This is a genomic window from Flavobacterium sp. GW821-FHT12A05 (assembly GCF_058807735.1).
This window is the reverse complement of sequence record NZ_JBXAQY010000006.1, coordinates 180,615-206,705: the sequence shown is the minus strand read 5'-3', so window position 1 is coordinate 206,705 and position 26,091 is coordinate 180,615. Positions and strand designations below refer to the sequence as shown.

At 34.1% G+C, this 26,091-nt stretch carries 27 protein-coding genes; all 27 read left to right on the top strand.

The window, feature by feature from the left end:
* Positions 1-84: 84 nt before the first annotated feature.
* A complete protein-coding gene (locus AC1RRQ_RS15290; RefSeq protein WP_493023897.1) occupies positions 85-987 on the top strand; it encodes an NADPH-dependent FMN reductase family protein in 903 nt (300 codons plus the stop codon).
* A 16-nt stretch (positions 988-1,003) separates the two neighbouring features.
* Positions 1,004-2,137: a dialkylresorcinol biosynthesis protein DarB gene (darB, locus tag AC1RRQ_RS15285; protein WP_493023896.1), complete on the top strand. Its 1,134-nt coding sequence runs from the start codon at positions 1,004-1,006 to the stop codon at positions 2,135-2,137.
* Entirely contained in the window at positions 2,137-2,565 is a 429-nt protein-coding gene (locus AC1RRQ_RS15280) for a hotdog family protein (RefSeq protein ID WP_493023895.1), read from the top strand. The genes darB and AC1RRQ_RS15280 overlap by 1 nt, the downstream gene beginning before the upstream one ends.
* Before the next feature lie 9 nt (positions 2,566-2,574).
* Complete coding sequence (locus AC1RRQ_RS15275; RefSeq protein ID WP_493023894.1) at positions 2,575-3,036, top strand: hotdog family protein; 462 nt, start codon at positions 2,575-2,577, stop codon at positions 3,034-3,036.
* A gap of 28 nt (positions 3,037-3,064) precedes the next feature.
* On the top strand, positions 3,065-3,469 hold the full coding sequence (DarG, locus tag AC1RRQ_RS15270) for a flexirubin biosynthesis protein DarG (protein WP_493023893.1): 405 nt from the start codon (positions 3,065-3,067) through the stop codon (positions 3,467-3,469).
* Positions 3,469-4,467 (top strand): BtrH-related acyltransferase DarH, encoded by a 999-nt coding sequence (gene darH, locus AC1RRQ_RS15265; RefSeq protein ID WP_493023892.1) that lies wholly within the window; start codon positions 3,469-3,471, stop codon positions 4,465-4,467. The genes DarG and darH overlap by 1 nt, the downstream gene beginning before the upstream one ends.
* Before the next feature lie 4 nt (positions 4,468-4,471).
* Positions 4,472-5,224, top strand: a complete 753-nt coding sequence (locus AC1RRQ_RS15260; protein WP_493023891.1) for an ABC transporter ATP-binding protein — start codon at positions 4,472-4,474, stop codon at positions 5,222-5,224.
* Entirely contained in the window at positions 5,214-6,494 is a 1,281-nt protein-coding gene (locus tag AC1RRQ_RS15255) for an ABC transporter permease (RefSeq protein WP_493023890.1), read from the top strand. The genes AC1RRQ_RS15260 and AC1RRQ_RS15255 overlap by 11 nt, the downstream gene beginning before the upstream one ends.
* Positions 6,469-6,918 carry an acyl-CoA thioesterase gene (locus tag AC1RRQ_RS15250; protein WP_493023889.1) on the top strand — a complete coding sequence of 150 codons (450 nt, stop codon included), beginning with the start codon at positions 6,469-6,471 and terminating at the stop codon, positions 6,916-6,918. Before AC1RRQ_RS15255 ends, AC1RRQ_RS15250 begins: the two co-directional genes overlap by 26 nt.
* 110 nt (positions 6,919-7,028) lie before the next feature.
* Entirely contained in the window at positions 7,029-8,168 is a 1,140-nt protein-coding gene (locus tag AC1RRQ_RS15245) for a beta-ketoacyl synthase N-terminal-like domain-containing protein (RefSeq protein ID WP_493023888.1), read from the top strand.
* A 1-nt stretch (position 8,169) separates the two neighbouring features.
* Positions 8,170-8,781 (top strand): hypothetical protein, encoded by a 612-nt coding sequence (locus AC1RRQ_RS15240; RefSeq protein WP_493023887.1) that lies wholly within the window; start codon positions 8,170-8,172, stop codon positions 8,779-8,781.
* 100 nt (positions 8,782-8,881) lie between these two features.
* The gene (locus tag AC1RRQ_RS15235) at positions 8,882-9,499 is read left to right on the top strand and encodes a 3-oxoacyl-ACP synthase (RefSeq protein WP_493023886.1); all 618 of its coding nucleotides are present in this window, start codon (positions 8,882-8,884) and stop codon (positions 9,497-9,499) included.
* A gap of 2 nt (positions 9,500-9,501) precedes the next feature.
* The gene (locus AC1RRQ_RS15230; protein ID WP_068841663.1) at positions 9,502-9,759 is read left to right on the top strand and encodes a phosphopantetheine-binding protein; all 258 of its coding nucleotides are present in this window, start codon (positions 9,502-9,504) and stop codon (positions 9,757-9,759) included.
* Positions 9,760-9,864: 105 nt separating this feature from the next.
* The gene (locus AC1RRQ_RS15225) at positions 9,865-11,064 is read left to right on the top strand and encodes a beta-ketoacyl-[acyl-carrier-protein] synthase family protein (RefSeq protein WP_493023885.1); all 1,200 of its coding nucleotides are present in this window, start codon (positions 9,865-9,867) and stop codon (positions 11,062-11,064) included.
* The gene (locus AC1RRQ_RS15220; RefSeq protein WP_493023884.1) at positions 11,064-12,125 is read left to right on the top strand and encodes a beta-ketoacyl synthase N-terminal-like domain-containing protein; all 1,062 of its coding nucleotides are present in this window, start codon (positions 11,064-11,066) and stop codon (positions 12,123-12,125) included. The genes AC1RRQ_RS15225 and AC1RRQ_RS15220 overlap by 1 nt, the downstream gene beginning before the upstream one ends.
* A 92-nt stretch (positions 12,126-12,217) precedes the next feature.
* Positions 12,218-12,907: a polysaccharide deacetylase family protein gene (locus tag AC1RRQ_RS15215; RefSeq protein ID WP_493023883.1), complete on the top strand. Its 690-nt coding sequence runs from the start codon at positions 12,218-12,220 to the stop codon at positions 12,905-12,907.
* Between the two features lie 128 nt (positions 12,908-13,035).
* A complete protein-coding gene (gene lolA2 / locus AC1RRQ_RS15210; RefSeq protein WP_493023882.1) occupies positions 13,036-13,662 on the top strand; it encodes a flexirubin biosynthesis/transport protein LolA2 in 627 nt (208 codons plus the stop codon).
* Entirely contained in the window at positions 13,628-14,263 is a 636-nt protein-coding gene (gene lolB2 / locus AC1RRQ_RS15205; RefSeq protein WP_493023881.1) for a flexirubin biosynthesis protein LolB2, read from the top strand. Before lolA2 ends, lolB2 begins: the two co-directional genes overlap by 35 nt.
* A gap of 37 nt (positions 14,264-14,300) precedes the next feature.
* Positions 14,301-14,906, top strand: a complete 606-nt coding sequence (locus AC1RRQ_RS15200) for a porin family protein (RefSeq protein WP_493023880.1) — start codon at positions 14,301-14,303, stop codon at positions 14,904-14,906.
* On the top strand, positions 14,906-15,523 hold the full coding sequence (locus tag AC1RRQ_RS15195; RefSeq protein WP_493023879.1) for an outer membrane beta-barrel protein: 618 nt from the start codon (positions 14,906-14,908) through the stop codon (positions 15,521-15,523). Before AC1RRQ_RS15200 ends, AC1RRQ_RS15195 begins: the two co-directional genes overlap by 1 nt.
* A 12-nt stretch (positions 15,524-15,535) precedes the next feature.
* Complete coding sequence (locus AC1RRQ_RS15190; RefSeq protein ID WP_493023877.1) at positions 15,536-15,907, top strand: ApeI family dehydratase; 372 nt, start codon at positions 15,536-15,538, stop codon at positions 15,905-15,907.
* Between the two features lie 2 nt (positions 15,908-15,909).
* Positions 15,910-16,395, top strand: a complete 486-nt coding sequence (locus tag AC1RRQ_RS15185) for a hypothetical protein (RefSeq protein ID WP_493023876.1) — start codon at positions 15,910-15,912, stop codon at positions 16,393-16,395.
* 18 nt (positions 16,396-16,413) lie between these two features.
* Positions 16,414-17,598: a DUF2062 domain-containing protein gene (locus tag AC1RRQ_RS15180; protein WP_493023875.1), complete on the top strand. Its 1,185-nt coding sequence runs from the start codon at positions 16,414-16,416 to the stop codon at positions 17,596-17,598.
* Positions 17,599-17,835: 237 nt separating this feature from the next.
* Complete coding sequence (locus AC1RRQ_RS15175) at positions 17,836-21,513, top strand: MMPL family transporter (RefSeq protein ID WP_493023874.1); 3,678 nt, start codon at positions 17,836-17,838, stop codon at positions 21,511-21,513.
* Positions 21,514-23,031: a phytoene desaturase family protein gene (locus tag AC1RRQ_RS15170; protein WP_493023873.1), complete on the top strand. Its 1,518-nt coding sequence runs from the start codon at positions 21,514-21,516 to the stop codon at positions 23,029-23,031.
* Between the two features lie 5 nt (positions 23,032-23,036).
* A complete protein-coding gene (locus AC1RRQ_RS15165; protein ID WP_493023872.1) occupies positions 23,037-24,704 on the top strand; it encodes a C45 family autoproteolytic acyltransferase/hydrolase in 1,668 nt (555 codons plus the stop codon).
* Positions 24,701-25,987: a flexirubin biosynthesis putative acyl-CoA ligase FlxY gene (gene flxY / locus AC1RRQ_RS15160; protein ID WP_493023871.1), complete on the top strand. Its 1,287-nt coding sequence runs from the start codon at positions 24,701-24,703 to the stop codon at positions 25,985-25,987. The genes AC1RRQ_RS15165 and flxY overlap by 4 nt, the downstream gene beginning before the upstream one ends.
* The last annotated feature ends 104 nt before the right edge of the window (positions 25,988-26,091 follow it).

The following is a 26,091-nucleotide window of genomic DNA, read 5'->3' as shown; positions in this document are numbered from 1 at the left end:
GGCCAAAACCCTCTGAAAACCAACCAAAATCAGTTTAAATAAATTTACTTATTTTTGTTCGCAACCAAAGCAAACAAACCAATAATGAAAAATGTTCTCGTTATTTATTATTCTCAATCAGGGCAGTTAGAAACCATTGCGCAAAACATCGCAAAACCCTTTCTAAATGCTGAGAATATAAATCTAACTTTTCACGAAATACAATTAGAAAAACCATTCCCTTTTCCTTGGGATAAAAATTCTTTTTTTGATGCCTTTCCGGAATCTTTTTTACAGATTCCAACAGCATTAAAACCCGTTCCTGAAGAGATTTTAAACACCAAATTCGATTTAGTTCTTTTCCATTATCAAGTATGGTATTTATCACCTTCTATCCCTATTAACTCATTTTTGAAAAGTGACGATGCCAAAAAAATCCTCCACAACACGCCTGTTGTAACCATCAGCGGTTCGCGAAATATGTGGATTATGGCGCAGGAAAAAATCAAAACTTTGCTAAAAGAAGCCAATGCACAATTAGTAGGCAATGTGGCTCTTGTAGATCGTGTAGGAAATTTAATCAGTGTTATTACAATTGTCGAGTGGATGTTTTCCGGAATAAAGAAAAAATATTTAGGTATTTTTCCGTTACCGGGAGTTTCAGAAAAAGATATTCAGGAATCTCCAAAATTTGGAGAAGTCATTTTATCTGCATTAAATCAGAACGATTTAGAGCATTTACAGCCCAAATTACTGGCAATTGATGCTGTTAAGATTAGTCCGTATTTAGTAACGGTAGACAAAACGGCTAATAAAATTTTCAATAAATGGTCAAACCTTATTTATAAAAATCAAAAAAACCGAAAACAGCTTCTAAAAGTATTTAATGTTTATTTATTCCTTGCGATTTGGTTAATCTCACCAATAGTGTATATATTGCACCTTATTTCCTACCCCTTTAAATTAAACACTATAAAAAGAGAAACTCAATATTATCAAGGAGTTTAGAAGACGAATTTAGATTATGTTTGAAGTATATATCACAAAAGCTGCAAAATATTTGCCAAACGAAGCTGTTTCAAATGACGAAATGGAAGCTTATTTAGGCCTTATCAACGATACTGCCTCTAAGGCAAGACGTATTATTTTGCGCAACAACAAAATTACAAGCCGTTATTACGCTGTTGACAAAACAGGAAAAAGTACACACAGCAATGCCGAATTAACCCGAAATGCTATTTTGCCGTTATTCGACGAAAATTTTACGCCGCAGGATTTAGAAGTACTTTCATGCGGAACCTCAACTCCGGATATTTTTCTGCCTTCACATGCCGCGATGGTTCATGGTCTGCTAAAAAATAAATCGGTAGAATTAAACTCTTCAACAGGAGTTTGCTGTGCCGGAATGAACTCCCTTAAATTTGGTTTTCTTTCGGTACGATCTGGAAATTCAAAAAATGCAATCTGCACAGGATCTGAAAAAGTTTCGACCTGGCTGAATGCCCAAAAATACAATCACGAAGCCGACAATTTAAAAACGCTGGAAGAACAGCCTATTATTGCTTTCAAAAAAGATTTTTTACGTTGGATGTTATCTGACGGTGCCGGCGCTTTTTTATTAGAAAATGAACCGAAAGGACCAATTTCTCTAAAAATAGAATGGATGGAAGCTTTTTCGTATGCTTACGAATTAGAAACCTGCATGTATGCCGGAGGCGATAAATTAGAAAACGGAGAAATAAAATCATGGAGCGATTACGCACCGGAACAATGGTTAAACGAATCTGTTTTTTCTATCAAGCAAGATGTTAAACTGCTGGATGAATTTATCCTGTCAAAAGGTGCCGAAAGCATGAAAGATGCCATGGATAAAAACAAAATCAAATCTGAAGATGTCGATTATTTTATTCCTCACGTTTCTTCTAACTTTTTTGTTGAAGGATTAAAAAAAGGACTAAACGAAAAAGGCATCGGAATGGCTGATGAAAAATGGTTTATGAATCTTCCAAGAGTGGGTAATGTAGGTTCTGCCTCTATTTATCTTGCTTTAGAAGAATTAATGAATTCAGGAAAATTGAAAAAAGGAGATCACATTCTTTTATCAGTTCCGGAAAGCGGAAGATTTTCTTTCGCGTATGCGTATTTAACTGTATGCTAATGGACGTTTTACTTTTAGAAAAAGAAGCTGTCGAGAATTTATTACCGCAAAAGTTTCCTTTTGTAATGGTAGACAGCATGCTTTCTTATAGTGAAACATCGTTAGTTTCTGGTTACACCATTAAAAGTGACAATATATTTTTTGACAGTAATACGTTTTTAGAAGCGGGGTTAATCGAACACATGGCACAATCTGTGGCTTTGCATACCGGTTACCAGTTTTTTTTAAGAAACGAAACAGCTCCAACAGGCTACATTGGTTCTATAAAAGAAATCGAAATAAAAAAACTGCCAAAAATCGATGATTCAATTCAATCAACGGTAACTATCCTCCAGGAATTTGCCGGAATCACTTTAGTGAATATTGTTACGACATTAAACAATGAAGAAATCGCAAACGGACAAATGAAAACCGTTTTAGCCAAATAAATATAGATTTTGAATACCGGAGTTGACATACAAAATTATTTACCGCACCGAGCACCAATGCTTATGGTAGATTTAATTCTGGAAATTGATGCCAGCTTTGTAGAAACCATTTTCCTGATAAAAGAAGACAATATTTTTGTGCAGAATAATGTTTTTATTGAAGCAGGTTTAATCGAAAATACGGCGCAGACCTGTTCATCTATTGTTGGAAAAAAATATTTTTTTGAAGAAGACGGAACAGAAAATGAAAACGTAAATGTAATTGGATTTATCAGTGCCTTAAAAAATGTAAAAATTCATTCGCTGCCAAAAGTTGGCGATACTATAATTACCAAAGCAAATTTAGTTTCAAAATTCGCTGGCGACGATTACACTTTATGCACAATGAGCTGCAACAGCTCTGTCGAAGATCAGATACTTTTAGAATGCGAAATTAACTTGTTCATTCAAAAAACAGTTTCGGTTTCGTAATAATTCCACTTGAAAATATAACTAGGTAATGGAAAAAGATAATGTACCTCAGGATAAAAGCAACTTAACAAAAAACAATGTTAAAGAGCTTTTGTACGCAACCGATGAAAATGGCGATTACACCACAACCTTAAGTACAGGCTGGGAACCTAAAACAATCGCACTTTCTAATTCTATCGACGAAATAAACGAACGTATTGCTGAGGCAAAACAGCAGGTAAAAACTGGCGAAGCAAGCCCGATTGTTTATTTTATGGAAGTCAATAAAATGGATCTTACCATTTTGTCGAGTTATGTGGGAATGTGGAAATGGCGTGTAAAAAGACATTTTAAACCAGCCAATTTTGCTAAACTAAGCGATTCTATTTTGAAAAAATACGCTGATACCTTCGAAATTTCCATAGCCGAATTAAAAAACTTTAAAACAGATTAATGCAAGTTACTTTTACACATCACCAATCTGCTCACTGTGAAAATGGAGTAGCATCGAACCTGTTAAAAAACAACGGACTCAATATTAGCGAACCAATGGTTTTTGGTATCGGTTCCGGGCTTTTCTTTGTGTATTTGCCTTTTATAAAAGTGAATTACGCACCAGCCATAAGTTACAGAACTTTACCGGGACAAATCTTTAATAAAGTAGCAACCCGTTTAAACCTAAAAATAAAAAGACAAAAATTTTCATCTCCAGCAAATGCAAACAAAGCTTTAGATGAGAATTTAAAGAATAACATTCCAACAGGATTACAAGTCGGTGTTTATAATTTAAGTTATTTCCCAGACGAATATCGTTTTCATTTCAACGCTCACAATTTGGTTGTTTACGGAAAAACCGATAAAGATTATTTGATCTCAGATCCTGTAATGGAAACCGTAACTACTTTAACACACGAAGAATTAGATAAAGTTCGTTTTGCAAAAGGTGCTTTTGCACCGCGCGGCCAAATGTATTATCCAATTCAAATTCCAAATGAAGTCGATTTAAAAAGTGCCATCATTAAAGGAATAAAAAATACCTGCCGCGATATGCTGGCGCCAATGCCAATTGTAGGCGTTCGCGGTATCAAATTTGTATCAAAGCAAATTAGAAAATGGCCTGTAAAACACGGCACCAAAAAAGCCAATCATTACCTGGCACAAATGGTTCGTATGCAGGAAGAAATAGGAACCGGAGGCGGTGGTTTCCGTTTTATTTATGCCGCATTTTTACAGGAAGCTTCGGTTATTTTAAATAATGAGGAACTAAAAACTCTTTCTAAAGAAATGACACAAATTGGCGATTCATGGCGGGATTTTGCTGTTGAAGCTTCGCGAATTTATAAAAACAGAAGTGCCAAAGAAGACGCTTACAACACCATTGCCGATGAACTTTTGGACATTGCCAATAGAGAAGAAATCTTTTTTAAAAAACTAAAAAAAGCCATCAGCTAATATTTTGCAATCCATAATTAAAATAGAATCCCTTTCGAAAAAGTACAAAGATGCCGATCAGTATTCTTTGAACGATGTTTCGCTAAATATAAACGAAGGAGAGGTTTTTGGTTTACTTGGCCCAAATGGTGCCGGAAAAACAACCTTAATTTCAATGCTCTGCGGTTTGGTAAAACCAACATCAGGTCATTTTACAATTGATGGTTTATACTATCAGCATCATTCTTCAAAAATAAAAAAAATCATAGGCGTTGTTCCTCAGGAATATGCCCTATATCCTACTCTTTCGGCAAGAGAAAACCTGCATTATTTTGGAAGTATGTACGGTCTAAAAAGTGCTGACTTAAAAGATAAAGTAATCGAAACTTTGGATCTTTTGGGTTTATTAAAATTTGCCGACAAACGTGTTGAAACTTTTTCCGGAGGTATGAAACGTCGTGTGAATTTAATTGCCGGAATTCTGCACAATCCAAAAGTTTTATTTTTAGATGAACCAACCGTTGGTGTTGATGTTCAGTCTAAAAATGCTATTATAGAGTATCTAAAAGTGTTAAACCAAAACGGAACCACTATTATTTATACTTCGCATCATTTGGCTGAAGCCGAAGATTTCTGCACCAATATTGCCATTTTAGACCAAGGCCAAATTTATGCCAAAGGAACACCTTCAACTTTAATTAATTCTGTTGAAGATGCCCGAAATCTCGAAGACGTTTTTATTTCATTAACCGGTAAAGACTTAAGAGATGCTGTATAAAATTTGGATGTCGGTCGTAAAAGAATTTTTACTGCTTAAACGCGATTTAGGCGGCTTGATTATTCTGTTTATCATGCCATTGGTTTTGGTCATTACTGTTACGTTAATTCAGGACAGCACTTTTAAAAAAGTCAGCGATTCTAAAATTCCAATTTTATTGGTCGATAACGACAAAGGTTCTGTTTCGAAAACTGTTTTTGATAATTTGGAAAAAAGCGATTTATTCAGCGTTGTAACACAAATCGACAATAAAACCATTACCGAAGATGTTGCCCGAGAAAACGTTTACAAAGGAAAATTTCAATTAGCGATTGTAATTCCAGAAAATTTAAGTTCTGATTTACAAGCCAAAGTAGACCAAAATGTCGAAAAAATTGTAAGCAGTTTAGGTTTAACAGACAGCATTCCTCAAAACGAAAAAAGAGTAATTAAAGAAAAAGAAGTAAAACTGTATTTTGATCCGGCGGTTCAAATGAGTTTTAAAAATGCCGTCATGAATTCTATTGACAAAATGATTTCGCAAATTGAAACCAAATCAATTTACACCACTTTTCAAAATCAATTAGGAGAAGGAACTGCCAGTTTTGAGCAAAAAAGCTTCATTTCTTTCAAAGAAATAATTCCAAAGATTAACAACAAAGAAGTTCGTCCAAATTCAGTGCAGCATAATGTTCCGGCCTGGACCCTTTTTGCGATATTTTTTATCGTAATTCCGTTATCTATTAATATAGTAAAAGAAAAATCGCAGGGAACTTTCGTTCGATTAAGAACCAATCCGGTTTCTAATTTAATTGTTATAATTGGAAAAACGATTACCTACTCGATCATTTGCATGATTCAGTTTTATATGATGGTTGGCGTTGCTGTATTTTTATTTCCATCAATCGGACTTCCGTCTTTAAACATCGAAGGACATTTAGCTTTAATGAGCGTCGTAGCGTTATTTTCAGGATTTGCTGCCATTGGATTCGGAATTTTATTAGGAACCGTTGCCAGCACACAAGAACAATCGGCTCCGTTTGGTGCAACAAGCGTTATTATTTTAGCCGCAATTGGCGGGGTTTGGGTTCCGGTTTTTGCCATGCCAAAAATCATGCAGATTATTGCTAAATCGTCTCCAATGAACTGGGGATTAGATGCTTTTTATGATGTTTTATTACGCAACGTTTCTTTCCTGGAAATCATACCAAAAATAAGTTTGTTATTTTTGTTTTTCATTCTCACAACAGCCATCGCATTATTTTATGACAAAAAGAAAAGAACAGTATAACGAAGCCACAGACTTAACCGTTTCTCACGAAATCAGAATTCGTTTTAACGAAACTGATCCGCTTGGAATCGTTTGGCATGGCAATTATATTACCTATTTTGAAGATGGACGAGAAGCTTTTGGCCGCAAACACGGACTTACTTATCTGGATATTGGCGAAACAGGTTATACAACACCAATTGTAAAATCGAAATGCGAACATAAATTATCATTACGTTATGGCGATGTCGTAACAATAGAAACAACGGTTGTAGATACACCTGCCGCAAAAATGATTTATCGTTTTAAAATTATTGATGACAAAGGCGAAGTAGCCTGCACGGGCGAAACTGTTCAGGTTTTTTTAGACAAAGACGGTAATTTAATGCTTACGAATCCGCCTTTTTATGAAGAATGGAAACGAAAAGTTGGGTTGTTATTGTAAAACACGAATTGCACTAATTTTCACAAATTAAAAAACAAATAATCTGTGCAAATCTGCTTAAATCTTTAAAATCTGCGTGCCATAAAAACACGCCGGAATAAAATCACAAAATGTTAAAAGAAATATACATTACGCAAACCAATTGTATCACGCCTTTAGGTTTTGATGTCGAATCGAATATTGAAGCTATTCTTCGCGGCGATTCGGGTATTCAATTGCATAATGACATTTCTTTAATGCCCGTTCCTTTTTATGGATCGGTAATTAATGATGAAAAAATAAACAGTGCTTTTTCAAAAATCAGTACTGAAACTAAATATTCTCGTTTAGAGAAAATGATGATTTTGGCTTTAGAGCCCATTATCAAAAATTCTGGAATTGAATTAAATTCAAAAACAGCTTTTATACTTTCGACCACAAAAGGAAATGTTACGGCTTTAGCAAATGATTCTGAAGAAAGTTTCAACAACGCACATTTAGACGTTTTAGCTAAAAACGTTTCGGATTTCTTCGGATTCCAAACACAACCAATTGTAGTTTCAAATGCTTGTGTTTCCGGGATTTTGGCAGTTTCAATTGCCAAAAGAATGATACAATCTGAACTTTATGACAACATTTTTGTAGTGGCTGGCGACGAAGTTTCAGAATTTGTTTTGTCTGGATTTAATGCATTTCAGGCTATGAGCGATCTGCCTTGTAAACCGTATTCTAAAAACAGAACCGGAGTAAGTTTAGGCGAAGCAGCAACAGCAGTTTTAGTTTCGGCGGAAGCCAAAAACGCTAAAATAAAAGTGATTGGCGACAGTTCGATAAACGATGCGAATCATATTTCGGGTCCGTCAAGAACAGGTGAAGGTTTGTTTAGAAGTATTCAGAATGCTTTAAAAGAAGCTCAAATCGAAGCCGACAAATTAGATTATATTTCAGCACACGGAACCGCAACTCCCTTTAACGACGAAATGGAAGCGATTGCACTTAGCCGTTTAGGTTTACAAAACGTTCCTGTAAATAGTTTAAAAGGATTTTATGGTCATACATTAGGCGCTTCGGGATTATTAGAAACCGTAATTGCAATAGAATCGGCCAATCAAAATATGCTTTTTGAATCAAAAGGTTTTGATGAAATTGGGGTAAGCGAATCCATCAATGTGATTGAGAAAAATGAAAGAGCAACTATCTATTATTTCCTGAAAACGGCTTCTGGATTTGGTGGTTGTAATACGGCGGTGGTATTTGAAAAGATGAAATAACGTGAAATTATCAAAATCTATATTTATAACTTTGATTCTTCTTTCAACTTTTGGATGCAAAAAGAAAGAAGTATCTGAGTCTAATTTTGAAAAAGATGTCTTGAATAGCGTCTTTGTCGAAATTGTAGACTCTATTTATATGGATAGACGAATTATTTTGCCACCACCACCGCCAAGATTTAATGAAAAAACAAATAAAGTCGACACAACTGGTCATCATAAAGAATTAAAAGAATATTGGCATTATCAAGATAGTATTAAAAATGACAAAAACAGAATTTTAATTGGTGTTCATGATTTTGTAGTAAGTAATGGAATTAATGATAACAAATTTGACTTGACTCCTTTTAAAAATAATAAAAAGTTTGATTTTCAATATACGTCTAAATTTCCTGAAGAAATATATTGGGACATAAACGACAAAAAAAGCAAAATGCCGGTTGGCACTATTAAAGTTTATAAAATTGATTTCAATAAAACGAGGACATATGGAGTTTTATCTGCCCGCGCTTCATGCGGGGGAGGAAAATGCGGAAGAGGATTTGAGATTACAATTGAAAACAAATCCGGAGAATGGCATATTACAAATATTGTTGATACTTGGGTTTCTTAAAAGAAGGCCCCAATTACATTAAAGTATCTTTGCTAATTAGTGCAATGTAAGCCCAAAACAATCTGTGCCAATTCGTGAAATTCGTGTTTAAATTATAATAATGACTCAAAATAAAACCTACATACAATCCTACATCACGATCCAAAACAACGAAATTGTTTTGAACGGAACTTCTGTATTCAAAACTGAACCAACAGATTTTGCTGATTTCTCTAAACAAGCGTATCGTAATTTTGAAATGCAATATCCAAAGTTTTTCAAAATGGATGCTTTGAGCAAATTGGCTTTTTTAGGATCTGAATTGCTTTTGAGTGCAATAACTTCAGAAGAAAAAGAACACAATATCGCTTTGGTTTTGGCCAATAAATCGTCAAGTTTAGATACCGATGTAAAGTATCAGGAATCTATTTCGGATAAAGAAAACTATTTTCCGAGTCCAGCGGTTTTCGTTTATACGCTGCCAAATATATGCCTGGGCGAAATAAGTATCCGTCATCAGCTGAAAAGTGAAAATTCTTTCTTTATATTTGACACCTTTAACACGGAATTCATGTCGAATTATGCTGCTATTCTTTTGAATACAAATAAGGCAGATATGGTTTTGTGCGGCTGGGTAGAATTTTTTAATGACAATTATAAAGCTTTTCTCTGTACAATAAGCACATCAGAAAACACAAAATATACAAACGAAACTATCAATACATTATATAATAAATAATCATGGAAGCATTAAAAGAAGAATTGAAAAACAAAATTATTACTACTCTAAACCTTGAAGATATCGCAGTAGAAGACATTGCTGATAACGATCCTTTGTTTGGAGATGGTTTAGGTTTAGACTCGATTGATGCACTTGAATTGATCGTGATTTTAGATAAAGATTACGGAATTAAATTAGTAGATCCGAAAGAAGGAAAAACAATTTTCCAGTCTATCGAAACTATGGCTGCTTACATCAGCGCTAACAGAACAAAGTAATTGTAGATTGCAGATTTTAGATTTTAGATTTCTGAAAATCTGAAAGCATACAACTTTGACAAAGTTCAAAATCTGAAATCTAAAATCATAAATCTAAAATCTAAAATGACAAAAGGTGTTGCAATAACGGGAATGGGAATTATCTCTTCGATCGGGAATTCGGTTGAGGAAAATTATCATTCGTTAATCGAAAATAAAATCGGGATTTCTCGTATCTCTAATATTTCTACAGTTCATGCAGAAGTTATTAAAGTGGGTGAAATCAAAAAAACCAACGATGAACTTATCGCTGAACTGGAATTAAACAGCGATAATAATTTTTCGAGAACCGCTATGATTGGTACTTTGGCAGCAAAGCAAGCTGTTGAAAATGCCGGCATAACCTCGATCAACGAATTTAGAACCGGACTTATTTCGGCTACAAGTGTGGGCGGAATGGACATGACAGAGAAACATTATTACGATTATTTTGAAAAACCAGAATTGGTTAAATATATTACCTGTCACGATGGGGGTGATGTTGCCGAAAAAATTGCCGAAGAACTGGGTTTAAAAGGAATGGTTTCGACTATCAGTACGGCTTGTTCATCTGCAGCAAATTCGATTATGCTGGGTGCACGATTAATTAAAACCGGAAAACTAGACCGCGTTATTGTAGGCGGAGCCGATGCTTTGTCTAAATTTACCATCAACGGATTTAAGACTTTGATGATTTTATCTGACGATTACAACAAACCTTTCGACAATAATAGAAAAGGATTAAATCTTGGAGAAGCTGCTGCTTTCTTGGTTTTAGAATCGGATGAAATTGTGGCCAACCAAAATAAAAAAGTACTGGCAAGAGTTTCCGGTTACGGAAATGCCAATGACGCTTTTCACCAAACAGCTTCTTCAGAAAACGGAGATGGTGCTTATCTGGCAATGAAAAAAGCTTTTGAAGTTTCGGGCTTGAAACCTTCTGAAATTGACTACATCAACGTTCACGGAACGGCAACGCCAAACAACGATTTATCTGAAGGAAGAGCTTTGCGCCGTATTTATGAAGAAGAAAAAGTTCCGGATTTTAGTTCAACAAAACCGTTTACGGGCCACACTTTAGCGGCCGCAGCGGCAATTGAAGCTGTTTACAGTGTTTTGGCCATTCGGAATAATGTGGTTTATCCGAATTTGAATTTTGAAACTCAAATGGAAGAATTCGATTTGACACCGCAGACTTCTCTAAAAAATAAAAACATCGAACACGTTTTATCCAACTCTTTTGGTTTTGGAGGAAATTGTTCAACCCTTATATTTTCAAAAAGCTAATGAAAAAAACATATATAAATGGAGTAGGCTGTATTTCGACTCAAAAAACATTTGATACTGTTTTTTTAGAAGAGGCCAATGTAAATCACGATGAAAATGTACTGGCAATTGTTTCGCCGGCCTATAAAGAATATATTTCGCCAGCTGCAAGCCGCAGAATGGCAAAAGGAGTAAAAAACGGAATCGTAGCTTCGGCTTTGGCCATGAAAGATGCGAATGTCGAAAAAGTCGATGCCATTATTACCGGAACCGGTTTAGGATGCATCGAAGATTCTGAAAAATTCCTGAAAAGTATTTTAGATAATAAAGAAGAGTTTTTAACACCAACTTCTTTTATTCAATCTACACACAATACCGTTGGTGCACAAATTGCTCTTTTACAGCAATGTAAAGGTTATAATTTTACGTACGTAAACGGCGCGGTTTCTTTTGAATCGGCACTTTTAGATGCTAAAATGCAGATTGAAGAAGACGAAGCCAATTCAATTTTAGTTGGCGGCGTGGATGAAAACGGTGATTATACTACTGCTCTTTTCAAATTAAACGGACGCATCAAAGCTGATAATTCAGCACCTTATGATGTTTTAACCTCTTCTACAAGCGGTGCAGTTTATGGAGAAGGCGCCAGTTTTTTTGTTTTAGAAAACGAAAGAAAAGAAAACACATACGCCGAACTTCTGGATATTGCGATTGTAAATACGCTGGAAGAAAACGAAATTGAAACAGAAATTAAATCTTTCCTAAAATCCAACAATCTGGAAATTTCAGATGTTGATGCTTTGGTTTTAGGTTTTGACGGAAATGTTTCTTTCGAAAATTATTATAGAAACCTGGCTGAAAATGCTTTTGCCCAAACACCTGTTTTGTATTACAAACATTTAAGCGGCGAATATGATACGGCTTCGGCTTTTGCTTTTTGGATGGCTTCTAAAATTTTAAAAACACAGGAAATTCCTGAAATTATAAAAGTAAATTCGGCTGTAAAACCAGTTTACAAAACCATTTTATTGTACAATCAACTAAACGGAAAAAATCATAGTTTTACGTTACTGTCAAAATGATAACGCATAAAAACATCTCGATATTTTTTATCCTTTTATTGCTTTTACTGCTTCTTCTGAATCTCTATATTGCAATAAATGTATGGTGTTTTTTGGCTGTAATTTTTCTTTGGATTACAATAAATGCCTTTGGTTCTTCCAGGATTTCATCCAATTATCATGTCAAAGCTTTCTGCAATAATCCGTTAGAAACGGAGAAAAAAATTGCCTTAACTTTTGATGACGGCCCAAGCGAATTTACTTTGAAAGTTTTGGAACTTCTGAAAAAATGTAATGCCAAAGCGACTTTTTTCTGCATTGGAAAAAATATTGAAAAGCATCCTGAAATCGTAAAGCAAATTATTTCCGAAGGTCATTTGGTTGGAAATCATTCCTACAATCATTCGAAATTTTTTGATTTTTATAATGCCCGACAAATAGCAGACGAAATCGAAAAAACAGATGAACTTCTGGAAAAATTCACTTCAAAAAAAATAAACTTTTTTCGTCCGCCTTACGGAGTTACGACGCCATCGATCAGAAGAGCTTTAAAATTAACCGGACATAAAGTAATTGGCTGGAACATTCGTTCGCTTGACGGAGGAACAAAAAACCAGGAATTAATTTTGAACCGAATTATTAAACGGGTTTCTCCCGGCGGAATTGTACTTTTGCACGACACAGGTTCACATTCGGTTTTGGTATTGGAACAGTTTTTGCAATTTTTACAGCAAAATCATTATGAAGTAGTTTCGATTGAAGAACTTTTGAATCTTAACGCTTATGGAATAGCACACGGATAAAACGGATTCGCTTGCGCGAAGACGCTGATTAAGACGGATTTTTAATTAAATAATAATCTGTGTAAATCTTTTATCCCGATAGCTATCGGGAGTGGCAAAAAAATTTTAAAGCACAATTTAAAAAAAATATGAAAACTAAAATAGCATTACTAATTCTATTTATTTCAGGCAATTTGTTCGCTCAGGAACAAAAAATGACCGATGCGGAGATTGCCTCTTTTAAACAAGATGTAAATGATGTGGCCAAAAAAATCAAAACTTTAAGTACTGATTTTGTTCAATACAAACATTTGGATTTTTTATCGAAAGACATTGAAACTTCTGGGAAAATGGTTTTTAAAGAACCGGCTCTTTTGCAATGGCAATATAAAAAACCATACAATTACAGCATTGTTTTCAAGAACGGAAAAATACTGATTAACGACGAAGGAAAGAAAAGCGCGGTTGATATTGGCAACAGTAAAATTTTTGCCCGCATTAATAAATTAATTGTGGGAAGCGTAAGCGGGAATATGTTTGACGATAAAGAATTTACAATTTCGTATTTTAAATTGAAAGGTCAAAACCTGGCGAAATTTATTCCGAAAGATGCTACTTTGAAAAAATACATCAAGCAAATTGAACTGACTTTTGACAAAGAAGAAGCAACTGTGGTTCAGGTAAAATTGTTAGAATCATCTGAAGATTATACCAGAATTGTACTTAAAAATAAAGTAATCAATGCAAAAATCGACGATTCAGTTTTTACTAATTAATTGCTTTCTGGCAATTGTTTTGGTTTCTTGCGGCTCGGTCACAAAAAACTATACGCCGAAAAAATTAGACAAAACGTCTTATGAGGTTCCGTATTTTTCAGATTCAAAAACCGATTATGTTTATAAAACCAACATAAGCGTTTACGGAAATGAATTGTCGGGAATTTTTATTGCAAAAAAAATAAACGACACCACACACCGAATTGTTTTTACAACAGAATTCGGAAACAAATTAATGGATTTTGAAATCTCTGAAAATGATTTTAAAGTCAACTCGATTGTATCAGAATTAGATCGGAAAATTTTAATTAATACTTTAAAAGAAGATTTTAGACTGCTTTTAAAAAAACAATATTTGATCGAAGCGCAATTTGAAAACGAATCAGCTGAGATTTACAAATCGGCAGATGGCAAACGGGATAATTATATTTTCATCTCCAAAAAAGATCAAAAATTAGAAAAGATCGTTCACGCTTCTAAAACAAAAGAAAAATTTACGCTGTATTTCAACTCAGAAAACAATATTTTTGCCGAGAAGATCCAGATTATCCATCAAAATATTAAGCTGAAAATTGAGCTTAATTATTTTAAATCAGAATAGAAAATTAAACTAATCATAAAATTAAACTAATCAAAAGATGAAAAAAATAGCCTTAATTGCATTCGTTTTAATTATCGGAATTCAGTTTCCTCAAGCACAAGTAAAAGTTAGCCCGGGACTTAGAGGAGGTTTAAATATATCAACATTAACGAATATTGACGATAATAGATCTAAAACAGATTTTTATGTTGGTGGATTGGTAAACATCAAATTTAATAAATATTTTTCGTTACAGCCTGAGGTAACGTATTCAAGACAAGGTGATGAAGGAAGAGAATATCTTGGAAACGGCTACAATTATCGTTATGTAAATTATGAACTAAACTACTTAACACTTGGTGCAGTTGCAAAATTTAATATTGGCGGTAAAGGTTTTCACATTTTGGGAGGTCCGTCTGTAGATTTAAAAATTTCTGATAATTATATCAACAGCAGTCCAGAAAATTTTGATCTTGCTATTGTTGGAGGTGTTGGGTATACATTACCAAACGGATTAACGTTTGAGGCCAGAATTAAACAAGGATTAATTGATATTTACGGTTACGACGGGATTAACTATGATAATAACGATTATTACTATAATGATGTTATTTTAAATCAGGTTTTTCAAATTGGTATCAGCTACACATTTAAAGTAAAATAATGTATAAAAAGAAAGCAGCGGTTGCTTTATTCCTTTTTTTTGCAATCGTAAACATACAAGCCCAAGTAACTTTTAAGCCTGGTGTAAGAGCTGGTTTAAGTCTTTCGACTATTTCAGAAATGCATGCTGATTACAGGCCTGATTTTTATGTTGGTGGTTTTGGAGAAATAAACTTCACGAAACGATATGCATTGCAGCCCGAAATAAATTACATCCGACAAGGATCTAATAATGTCGCCCGAAATTTTATTGACCCAAATACGCAAACAGAAAAAACTGTTTATCAGGATTTACAACTGAGCTATTTGTCGATTGCCCTGCTTAACAAATTAAAATTTGGACAAGGTTTTCAGGTACAATTTGGCCCGGCTTTAGATATTCTTTTAGACGATAATTTAGTTTTAAGAAAAACATACAATGATCTTTCGTTTGTAACGGGTGTTGCTTATAAAATGCCTTCGGGTCTTGGTTTTGAATTTCGATTTAAAAAAGGACTGTTCGATATTTTAGACAGCGATTACTATTATAACAATTCTAATAGTCATTATTTTTTTGGTGATTATAATACTAATGTTAATTTTCAAATAGGTATTTCGTACTCTTTTGAGGTGAAATAAAAAAATACAATTATGGTTTTAAAAGACTTTTACAAAGTACTTTCAGAGGAGAAAACAGGCGATTCTAAATATAATTTTCGTATATTAGTTAATGCCAATCATGAGGTTTTTAAAGGTCATTTTCCTGGAAACCCAATTATGCCGGGTGTTTGCATGATTCAGATTATTAAAGAACTTACAGAATCTGTTACTAAAAGTTCGCTGATCATTCAAACACTTTCGAATGTAAAATTCATGGCATTGATTAATCCGGAAATTAATCCTGAACTACGTTTAGAACTTGACATAACAACCACAGAAGATGATTTGGTAAAGGTGAAAAACACCGCATATTTTAACGACACTGTTGCGCTGAAATTAAGCAACGTGTATAAAAAATTATAATTATGAAATTACTAGTATCACTACTTCTATGGATAAACTTTGCCAATACACCAGATTTGGCTTCTATCCGAAAAATCTACCCTGATGTTGCAAAATCAGAAGCAAATGCAAAAGAATTTACAGAAAAACTTTCCAGCGTTTCCAACAACGACGAGAAAATTTTAGTGGCCTACAAAGCCGCTTCTATCTTGGTAGATTCTAAATTTGAAAGCATAATGGGAAGCAAAATTTCCCGCTTTAAAGAAGGTGCAAAACTTTTGGAAGCAACCATCAAAAGTGATCCAAGTAATATCGAAATGCGAATGATCAGACTGAGCATTCAGGAAGATGTTCCGGGTATTACGGGTTATAAAAAAAATATTAAAGAAGATAAAAAATTCATTACCACTTATTATCCATCGCAAAGTGGTGCTTTGAAAGAATATCTAAAAGACTTTGTTTTGCAGTCGAAAAGTTTCTCCGAAAAAGAGAAGCAATTTGTAAAATAAGCTCATGAAAAATTCTCAATGAAACCTATTATATCAAAGCAGGAATTGCTCGATTCAACTTCTTTCTGCGTTATTGTTCCCACTTACAATAACCAGAAAACATTGAAAAAAGTGTTGGATTCTATTTTAGATTTCACTTCAAATGTCATTATTGTTAATGACGGTTCAACAGATCAAACCAGCGAAATATTAAAACAATATTCGCAGCTTACGCAAATTCATCATCCTAAAAATTTAGGAAAAGGAAGAGCGCTTCGTAATGGTTTTAGAAAAGCGATTGAACTAGATTTTGAATACGCCATCACGATTGATTCTGACGGGCAGCATTTCGCAGCTGATATTCCAGGTTTCATTGAAGAAATTCAAAAAGAACCCAATTCGCTTTTAATTGGAAGCCGAAACATGACACAGGAAAATGTTCCTAAAAAAAGCAGTTTCGGAAACAAGTTTTCCAATTTCTGGTTCAAGTTTGAAACCGGAATTGTTCTTGAAGACACACAATCCGGTTTTAGATTATATCCTTTAAAATTAATTCCGAAACGATTTTACACCAATAAATTTGAGTTTGAAATCGAAGTGATTGTACGTTCTGCCTGGAAAGGAATTGTAGTAAAAAATATTCCTATTCAGGTTTTATACGATCCCGCAGAACGTGTTTCACATTTCCGTCCTTTTAGAGATTTTACCCGAATCAGTATTTTAAATACGGTTTTGGTAACCAATGCTTTGATATATATTAAACCGAGGGATTTTTTTAGAAAAGCAAAAAAAAAAGGCTTTAAAAAATTCTTTCTCGAAGACATATTAGAAAGTAAGGATTCTAATTTCAAAAAGTCGGCTGCAATTGCTTTGGGAATTTTTATCGGGATTTCGCCTTTTTGGGGATTTCAAACCATCCTTCTTTTTACTTTCGCTGCTTTATTCAGGCTCAATAAAGTCATTGCTTTTTTATCGTCAAATGTTAGTTTTCCTCCGTTTATCCCGCTTATTATTTACGGTTCTTTAAAAACGGGAAGCCTTTTTGTTTCGAGTGATGCACCACTTTTTTTAGATAGTTCGATGACACTTGATGATATTCAAAAAAATGCAACACAATATATCGTCGGAAGTCTTATTTTAGCATCCGTTTTAGCACTATCAGTTGGTCTTATCAGTTATTTGCTTTTAACCGCTTTTAGTTCTAAAAATAAAACGAATATTTAAGTAAAGTTTTGCCACAGATTACATGGATTAAAATGATTTTTTACTGTGTATGTTTGCCACGAATTTCACTAATTAGCACGAATTAATTTGTTGAAATTTTTGAAATTCGCGATAATAAAAATCTGTGTAAATCATTTTAATCTGTGGCAAAAACATTTACAGTAATTTGTGGAAATTCGTGAAATTCGTGGCGAAAAAAATCATTTTACTTACGACAAAAAACAATAATAAATAATTATGCATCAATACTTTTACGCCATTCATTTATTTGTAAACCGACGAAAATCTTTATCGGTTCTTTTGGCTGTTTTGATGCTTTTGATATTTGGCTTTTTTGCTTCACAGATTAAGTTTGAAGAAGACATAACCAAACTTATTCCAACAAACGATAAAGCCGATGCTACCGCAAAAGTTTTAAAACAATTAAACTTTGCCGATAAAACAACCGTCATTTTTAAACTGGAAAAAAACGGTTCTGCCGAGGATTTAAAAGAAATTGCTGCTGTATTTTCAGACAGCGTTTCGAAATCCTGCAAACCTTATATAACCGGAATTCAGGGAAAAATAGACGAAGAAAATATTCAGGAAACCATTGATTTTGTTTTCAACAATCTGCCTCTTTTTCTGGAAGATAAAGATTATGCTGCAATTCAAAATAAACTGCAAAAAGACAGCATTACCGTAACGGTTCAGGGAAATTACAAATCGATTATTTCTCCATCCGGATTTATTACAAAAGATTTTATTCTGCAGGATCCTTTTGGAATTTCTTTTATCGCTTTAAAAAAATTACAGCAATTAAATATTGGCGACGATTTTACGCTCGACAATGGTTTTGTAATGACAAAGGATAAAAAGAAATTGCTGCTTTTTATAACCTCAGATATTTCATCGAGCGAAACCGATAAAAACAGCATTTTTGCCGAAAAACTAAAGTCAATTCAGGAAAATTTAAACACACAGTTTAAAGGCAAAACTTCGGTAAGTTATTTTGGTTCAGCTTTAATCGCTGCTGCAAATGCAAAACAAATTAAAAGTGATATTGTTTTGACAACATCAATTGCGATGTTTACGCTGATGCTGATCCTGATTTTATTTTACAGAAAAGTATTAATTCCGCTTATTATTTTTCTTCCAACTGTTTTTGGAGGATTGTTCGCCGTGGCGTTTTTATATTTTGTAAAAGAACAAATCTCAGCCATTTCTCTCGGCATTGGATCTATTTTATTAGGAATCACGATCGATTATTCCATTCACATTCTTACGCATTATAAGCACAACAGCGACATCAAAACGTTGTATAAAGACATTACAATGCCGGTAATTATGAGCAGTTCTACCACTGCAGTTGCCTTTTTATGTCTGCTTTTTGTAAAATCAGATGCCTTAAATGATCTCGGGATTTTTGCTGCCGTTATCGTTATGGCAACCGGAGTTTTCTCGCTTTTAATTGTACCTCATTTATACAAACCGAAAGAAAATCCGGAAGAGCATAAAAAGAATCTAATCGATAAACTGGCTCATTTTTCCTTTCATAACAACAAATTCTTAATTGGATTTTGTGTTATCATTACCATTATTTGTTGCTTTACTTATAACAATGTGGGTTTCAATAACGATTTGTCGCAGTTAAATTTTGTGCCGAAGGATATTAAAGCAGCCGAAAAACAATTGGAAGAAAGTACAAGTCTGACTTCAAAAACCATTTATGTGGCCGCTTACGGAAAAAGCATGGAAGAAGTCCTGCAGACCAACAGTCAGCTTTTTGCCGATTTATCTAAAGAAAAACAACAAGACAAAATATTAAATTTCAGCTCGGTTGGCGGCATTGTACTTTCCGCGAAAGCGCAGCAGCAAAAAATTGACAAATGGAATTCGTTTTGGAACTCTGAGAAAAAACAGCTTTTAAAATCAGAATTAATTGCCGAAGGTTCAAAACTCGGCTTTAAGCCAACTACTTATTCCTTATTTTTTGATCATTTAGATTTTGATTTTAAACCCATTTCAACAGAGGATTATTTAAAAATCCAGGCGCTGCAATTAAAAGAATTTGTAACCGAAAAAAAAGGATTTTACACGATTTCGACTTTAGTAAAAGTTACGCCGGAACAACGCGATAAATTTGTAAAAGAGGCTTCTGCAAAAAACAATCTAATTGCAATTGACCGCCAGCAGATGAATGAAACTTTTTTCAGCACTTTAAAAACCGATTTTAATTCGCTTGTCAATTATTCTTTCGTTGCTGTAATTTTGATTTTGTTTTTCTTCTTCCGTAGAATCGAATTGGTAATTATAAGCTGTATTCCTATTGCATTAACCGGAGTTGTAACGGCTGGAATTATGGGAATCTTTGGCATTCAAATGAACATTTTCAGCATGATTGTGTGTACTTTGATTTTTGGCCACGGTGTCGATTTCAGTATTTTCATGACAAGCGCTCTGCAAAAAGAATATTCAAACGGAAAAAATGAAATTGCCATTTACAGAACTTCAATTATTCTGGCAGTTATTACTACCATTTTAGGAATTGGCGCGATGGTTTTTGCCAAACATCCGGCTCTTAGATCTATATCGTCTGTTTCTTTAATTGGGGTTTTTGCAGCCTTAATTATTACGTTTATTTTTTATCCAATTCTGTTTAAATTATTTTTATCAAACAGACCTAAAAAAGGAAATCCTCCTTTTCAATTGCGCACTTTTATTCACGGTGTAATTTCGTTTGCTTATTATGGTTTGGGCGGCATTATAATGTCGGTTTTTAGTTTTACCATAATGCCAATTCTGCCTCTTAGCGAAAAAACAAAAATGAAAGGTTTCCGATATGTGGTTTCAAAATTCATGAAATCGGTTTTGTATTCGAATCCGTTTATACGCAAAAAGGTCGTTAATAATTACAACGAAACTTTCGAAAAACCAGCCATAATTATTGCCAATCATTCTTCGTTTTTAGACATTCTGGCGATTGGAATGCTGAGCCCAAAAATTATTTTTCTGGTAAGCGACTGGGTTTACAACTCTCCTATTTTTGGCGGTGTGGTTAGAAAAGCCGGTTTTTATCCGGTTTCTGAAGGTCTCGAAGGCGGTGTTGAACATTTGCGTAAAAAAGTAAACGAAGGTTATTCGTTAATGGTTTTCCCCGAAGGAACACGTTCAGAAAACAATGTAATTAAACGATTCCATAAAGGTGCTTTTTTCCTTGCCGAAGAATTTAATTTAGATATTGTTCCCGTGGTTATTCATGGTGCTTCGGAGTTGATTCCAAAAGGTGATTTTGTCATTCATCACGGGAGTTTAACGCTGACTATTTTAGAAAGAATCGCTCCTAATAATACTTCTTTCGGAAATAATTATGCCGAGCGAACGAAACAAACAAGTACCTTTTTTAAAGCAGAATATCGTAAAATCCGCGAACAGCTCGAAGGTCCGGATTATTTCAAAAGAATGCTCGTTAACAGTTACGATTACAAAGAAATTGAAATTGGAAACAGTGTAAAGAAAGACCTAAAACAAAATTTAGAAACCTATTTCAATTTAAATAAATACATTAATCCGAAAGCCAAAATTTTGCATCTTGCCAATGATTACGGACAGCTGGATGTTCTATTAACTTTGCAGGAACCACAGCGAAAAATCGTTTCTTTTATCCATGATGAAGAAAAATTACTAGTCGCAAAAACCAATTATTTTTTAAAGAAAAGAAAGATTTTTTACATCGATCAATTAGAATCTGTCCCTGAAAATCAACACGAGATTCTTTTAATTTCTGATGAAAGTTATACAGCAAATCTTGAAAAAGTGATTTCAAGCGCAACAGTAATTTTAATTAATTGTCCGGATTTAAAAACCAAATTGATTGATTCTGGTTTCGAAATTGTTTCAGAAGAAAACGCGATTATTGTTTTAAACAAAAAATAAATGAAAGAGCAGTACGATGTAGTAATTGTTGGCAGCGGTTTAGGCGGATTGGTTTCGTCTATAATTTTGGCTAAAGAAGGCTACAGCATTTGTGTGCTCGAAAAGAACAATCAATACGGAGGAAATCTACAGACTTTTGTTCGTGATAAAACTATTTTTGATACTGGAATTCATTATATCGGCGGTTTAGATAAAGGCGAAAATCTTTATAAATATTTCAAATATATCGGAATTATGGATCATCTTAATTTGAAAAAATTAGATGATAACTGCTACGATATGATTTCTTTTGAAGACGATCCAAACCAATATCCGCACGCGCAGGGTTATGAAAATTTTGCCCGACAGCTCGAAGCATTTTTCCCTGAAGAAAAAGCAAATATTGAAAAATACTGCGAAAAACTAAAAACAATCTGCGATGCTTTTCCGCTTTATAATTTAAACTGGGAAGGCAAATATGATAATGAAATTCTGGCACTTAATGCAAAAGAAACTATTGACGAATGCACTCAAAACGAAAAACTAAAAGCGGTTCTGGCCGGTTCTAACTTTCTCTATGCCGGGATTCCGGATAAATCGCCTTTTTACGTTCATGCCCTTTCAGTAAACTCATACATTCAAAGTTCTTGGCGCTGTATAAACGGCGGAAGCCAGATTACCAAACAGCTTTTAAAACAGCTTAAAAAATACGGCGGCGAATTTTATAAATATAAAGAAGTTACGCGTTTTAATGTTGTCGAGAATAAAGTCGATTATGTTGAATTAAAAGACGGGACTAAAATTTCCGGCTCGATCTTTATCTCTAATATCGAACCCAAAACGACGCTAAAAATGGCTGGCGAAGAAAACTTCCGGAAAGCTTTTTTTAATAGGGTTCAAAGTCTTGAAGGCGTGATTTCGGCTTTTAGTTTGTATCTCGTTTTTAAACCCGAAACTTTTAAATACATCAACCATAATTTCTATCATTTCAAAAAAACCAGCGAAGTTTGGACTGCACATGAATACGACGAAAATTCTTGGCCAAAAGGTTTTATGGCCTCTATGAATGCCTCAAAAAAAGAAGAAATCTGGGCCGATGGCATGACGTTTATTACGTACATGAAATATGAAGATGTTTTACCTTGGGCCGACACTTTTAATACCACTGCCGAGGAAAGTGACCGAGGCGAAAGTTACGAGGAATTTAAATCTAGAAAAGCAGCTAGATTTTTAGACGAAATTGAAATAAAATTTCCGGGAATTAAAGATTGTATAAAATCAATTCATACTTCTACACCCCTGTCCTATCGCGATTACATTGGCGGTTACAACGGAAATATGTACGGATATGTTAAAGATTCTAGTAATCCGATGAAAACTTTAATTCCGGCAAAAACCAAATTAGATAATTTGTATCTTACGGGGCAAAGTATAAATATGCATGGGGTTTTGGGCGTAACAATTGGTGCCGTTTCAACCTGCTCTGAAATTATTGGTAAAGAATATCTGGTTACCAAAATCAACACGGAATCTGAATAAAAATCATGAAAAACCGAGGCTTTCTTTTTTTATTTATCGGTTTTATCCTCTTGTTTGTTTCTTGCGGAACATCAAAATCAATGCATCATAAGCCTGATATTTCAAAGTATAATTCGGCAAAACCAGTCGTTACAAAAAAATCAGATTCGGTTTTTGTATCAGGAAAAAATTCCCTTTTAAAAAATAAGCAAGGTCTTTGGGAATTATATGCCGAAGGCGATCCGCTGGAAATTGGTTTAAACACCGGAGCTTTAACAGATTCTCTTTTACAAAAACAACAAAAGATTTTCTTCTCCAAAATAAAAGATTTAATTCCGTCCAGTTTTGAGCAAAAAATGCTTCGTCACTTTTTAAAATGGTACAATCGAAAATTGTACTTGAATGTTCCTGAAGAATACCAAACCGAAATTTTTGGCCTTTCAGAATACACTTCGCACGAGTTTGATAATATTGCTCCAAAATACCAGCGTGGTTTATACCTTCATGCCGCACACGATATTGGTCACGCATTGCAGGATTTGGCTTTGGTGGGCTGTTCGTCTTTTGCTGCCTGGAACGAAAAATCAGAAGATGGAAATTTAATCCTCGGGCGAAATTTTGATTTTTATGTAAATGACGCTTTCGCGGAAAATAAAATCGTTGCGTTTATAAATCCAAAGGAAGGTTACAAATTTATGATGGTTACCTGGCCGGGAATGATTGGCGCGGTTTCAGGAATGAATCAGCAAGGTTTAACGGTCACTATAAATGCATCAAAATCAAAAATTCCGCTAATTGCAAAAACGCCAATTTCTATTTTGACCCGGGAAATTTTACAGCATGCTGCAACTATAGACGAGGCTATTTCAATCGCAAAAAAACGAAAAGTATTTGTTTCTGAATCTATTATGGTAGGAAGTGCCAATGACAACAAAGCCATTTTGATCGAAGTTTCGCCAAAAAAAATGGACGTTTACGATGTTCCAAACAGCGATCAGTTAATTTGTTCCAATCATTTTCAGGGTGAAGCTTTTGCAAATGATAAAAGAAATCAGGAACAAATTACAAACAGTCATTCTGAATACCGATTGGAAAGAATGCAGGAACTCTTAAAAGAAAACCCAAAAATAAATCCTGAAATTGCTTCAGAAATTCTTCGAAATAAAAAAGGATTAAACGATATTTCACTCGGATATGGTTCAGAAAAAGCATTGAATCAATTAATGTCACATCACGGAATTATTTTTAAACCCAAAGAAAAACTGGTTTGGGTTTCGGCAAATCCTTATCAATTAGGCGAATTTGTCTGCTATGATTTAAACTCTGTTTTTAATGAAAGAAAAACCGACAGTCTGGTTTCTTTTCAAAAACAAAATTTAAATATTGCACAAGATCCTTTTTTAAAAACTGCGGCTTTTCAGGATTATAAAAAATTCAGGATTGAAGATCATAAAATAGATTCGATATTAGATAAGAAAGAAAATATTTCTCCGGAATTCATTCAAAATTATCAATCATTAAACCCTGATTATTGGGTTGTGTATTATAAAGCAGGATTGTACTTTTACCAAATAAAAGAATTCCAAAAGGCGCAGCTTAATTTTGAAAAAGCTTTGACAAAAGAAATCACTACAGCGCCTGAAAAAGAAAAAATTGAAAAATATTTAAAAAAAATCAAAAGAAAATTACAATGATTCCAGCAATAGAAAAAGATTCTTTAGAAGAAATTAAAATTTTTCAAGAAAAAAAACTGATTGAGCTTTTAGAATACATAAGTCAAAATTCTCCTTTTTATAAAAGATTATTTGCCGGACAAAATATTGATATTTCGAAAATTAAAACACTCGAAGATTTACAGTTTTTACCTGTTACTACAAAAGAAGATTTACAACAATACAACGATGATTTTGTTTGTGTGCCACAGCAAAAAATCATTGACTATGCCTCTACTTCTGGAACTTTAGGCGATCCTGTAACTTTTGGTTTAACCGATTCTGATTTAGACCGACTGGCTTATAATGAAGCTATTTCGTTTGCCTGCGCCGGAATTGCCGAAGGCGATGTGGTACAGTTAATGACCACAATCGACAGAAAATTTATGGCCGGTCTGGCTTATTTTCTTGGACTTAGAAAATTAAAAGTCGGCGTAATTCGTGTTGGTGCCGGAATTCCGGAAATGCAATGGGATTCGATTTTAAAATACAACCCGAGTTATTTAATTACCGTTCCTTCATTTTTATTGAAATTAATTGAATACGCTGAAATTCACGGAATCGATCATAATAATTCGAGTATAAAAGGTGCGATTTGTATTGGCGAATCATTGAGAGATCAGGATTTTTCGATGAATACTTTATCAAAAAAAATCACAGATAAATGGAATATTAAGTTGTTTTCGACTTATGCTTCTACCGAAATGAGCACGGCGTTTACAGAATGTGAACATGGAAACGGCGGACATCATCATCCGGAATTAATTATTATTGAAGTTCTCGATGAAAATAATCAGCCTGTAAAAAACGGAGAAACCGGCGAACTTACTTTTACTACTTTAGGTATTGAGGCAATGCCTTTACTGCGTTTTAAAACCGGTGATATTGTACAGCTTCATGACGAACCTTGTGCGTGCGGAAGAAATACGCTGCGTGTTGGTCCAGTTGTCGGCCGTAAAAAACAAATGATTAAATACAAAGGTACAACGCTTTATCCGCCGGCAATGAACGACGTTTTAAGCGGTTTCGACAATATCGAAAATCATATTATTGAAATTTCGACAAACGATTTAGGCACGGATGAAATCATAATAAAAATTGCGGTAAAAAATCAAACTCCAGAATTTCTTCAGGAAATTAAAGATCACTTTAGAGCCAAATTAAGGGTGACTCCAAAAATAGAATTCGCCTCAAAAGAAACTTTAAATCCTTTGGTTTTTAATCCAATGAGCCGAAAACCAATTCGGTTTTTTGACTATCGTTAAAGGTACAGAGTTTCAAAGGCTCAGAGGGACAAAGGTTTAGATTCTGAGTATAAAACCTTTGTAACTTTATCACTTGAACCTTTGAACCTCAATTTGGTACAAAT

Excerpts from the sequence above, each read along its gene's own strand:
- AC1RRQ_RS15290 (WP_493023897.1), top strand. The coding sequence starts at position 85 with ATGAAAAATGTTCTCGTTATTTATTATTCTCAATCAGGGCAGTTAGAA.
- darB (WP_493023896.1), top strand. The coding sequence starts at position 1,004 with ATGTTTGAAGTATATATCACAAAAGCTGCAAAATATTTGCCAAACGAA.
- AC1RRQ_RS15280 (WP_493023895.1), top strand. The coding sequence starts at position 2,137 with ATGGACGTTTTACTTTTAGAAAAAGAAGCTGTCGAGAATTTATTACCG.
- DarG (WP_493023893.1), top strand. The coding sequence starts at position 3,065 with ATGGAAAAAGATAATGTACCTCAGGATAAAAGCAACTTAACAAAAAAC.
- darH (WP_493023892.1), top strand. The coding sequence starts at position 3,469 with ATGCAAGTTACTTTTACACATCACCAATCTGCTCACTGTGAAAATGGA.
- AC1RRQ_RS15255 (WP_493023890.1), top strand. The coding sequence starts at position 5,214 with ATGCTGTATAAAATTTGGATGTCGGTCGTAAAAGAATTTTTACTGCTT.
- AC1RRQ_RS15250 (WP_493023889.1), top strand. The coding sequence starts at position 6,469 with ATGACAAAAAGAAAAGAACAGTATAACGAAGCCACAGACTTAACCGTT.
- AC1RRQ_RS15245 (WP_493023888.1), top strand. The coding sequence starts at position 7,029 with ATGTTAAAAGAAATATACATTACGCAAACCAATTGTATCACGCCTTTA.
- AC1RRQ_RS15235 (WP_493023886.1), top strand. The coding sequence starts at position 8,882 with ATGACTCAAAATAAAACCTACATACAATCCTACATCACGATCCAAAAC.
- AC1RRQ_RS15230 (WP_068841663.1), top strand. The coding sequence starts at position 9,502 with ATGGAAGCATTAAAAGAAGAATTGAAAAACAAAATTATTACTACTCTA.
- AC1RRQ_RS15225 (WP_493023885.1), top strand. The coding sequence starts at position 9,865 with ATGACAAAAGGTGTTGCAATAACGGGAATGGGAATTATCTCTTCGATC.
- AC1RRQ_RS15220 (WP_493023884.1), top strand. The coding sequence starts at position 11,064 with ATGAAAAAAACATATATAAATGGAGTAGGCTGTATTTCGACTCAAAAA.
- lolA2 (WP_493023882.1), top strand. The coding sequence starts at position 13,036 with ATGAAAACTAAAATAGCATTACTAATTCTATTTATTTCAGGCAATTTG.
- lolB2 (WP_493023881.1), top strand. The coding sequence starts at position 13,628 with ATGCAAAAATCGACGATTCAGTTTTTACTAATTAATTGCTTTCTGGCA.
- AC1RRQ_RS15200 (WP_493023880.1), top strand. The coding sequence starts at position 14,301 with ATGAAAAAAATAGCCTTAATTGCATTCGTTTTAATTATCGGAATTCAG.
- AC1RRQ_RS15195 (WP_493023879.1), top strand. The coding sequence starts at position 14,906 with ATGTATAAAAAGAAAGCAGCGGTTGCTTTATTCCTTTTTTTTGCAATC.
- AC1RRQ_RS15190 (WP_493023877.1), top strand. The coding sequence starts at position 15,536 with ATGGTTTTAAAAGACTTTTACAAAGTACTTTCAGAGGAGAAAACAGGC.
- AC1RRQ_RS15185 (WP_493023876.1), top strand. The coding sequence starts at position 15,910 with ATGAAATTACTAGTATCACTACTTCTATGGATAAACTTTGCCAATACA.
- AC1RRQ_RS15180 (WP_493023875.1), top strand. The coding sequence starts at position 16,414 with ATGAAACCTATTATATCAAAGCAGGAATTGCTCGATTCAACTTCTTTC.
- AC1RRQ_RS15175 (WP_493023874.1), top strand. The coding sequence starts at position 17,836 with ATGCATCAATACTTTTACGCCATTCATTTATTTGTAAACCGACGAAAA.
- AC1RRQ_RS15170 (WP_493023873.1), top strand. The coding sequence starts at position 21,514 with ATGAAAGAGCAGTACGATGTAGTAATTGTTGGCAGCGGTTTAGGCGGA.
- AC1RRQ_RS15165 (WP_493023872.1), top strand. The coding sequence starts at position 23,037 with ATGAAAAACCGAGGCTTTCTTTTTTTATTTATCGGTTTTATCCTCTTG.
- flxY (WP_493023871.1), top strand. The coding sequence starts at position 24,701 with ATGATTCCAGCAATAGAAAAAGATTCTTTAGAAGAAATTAAAATTTTT.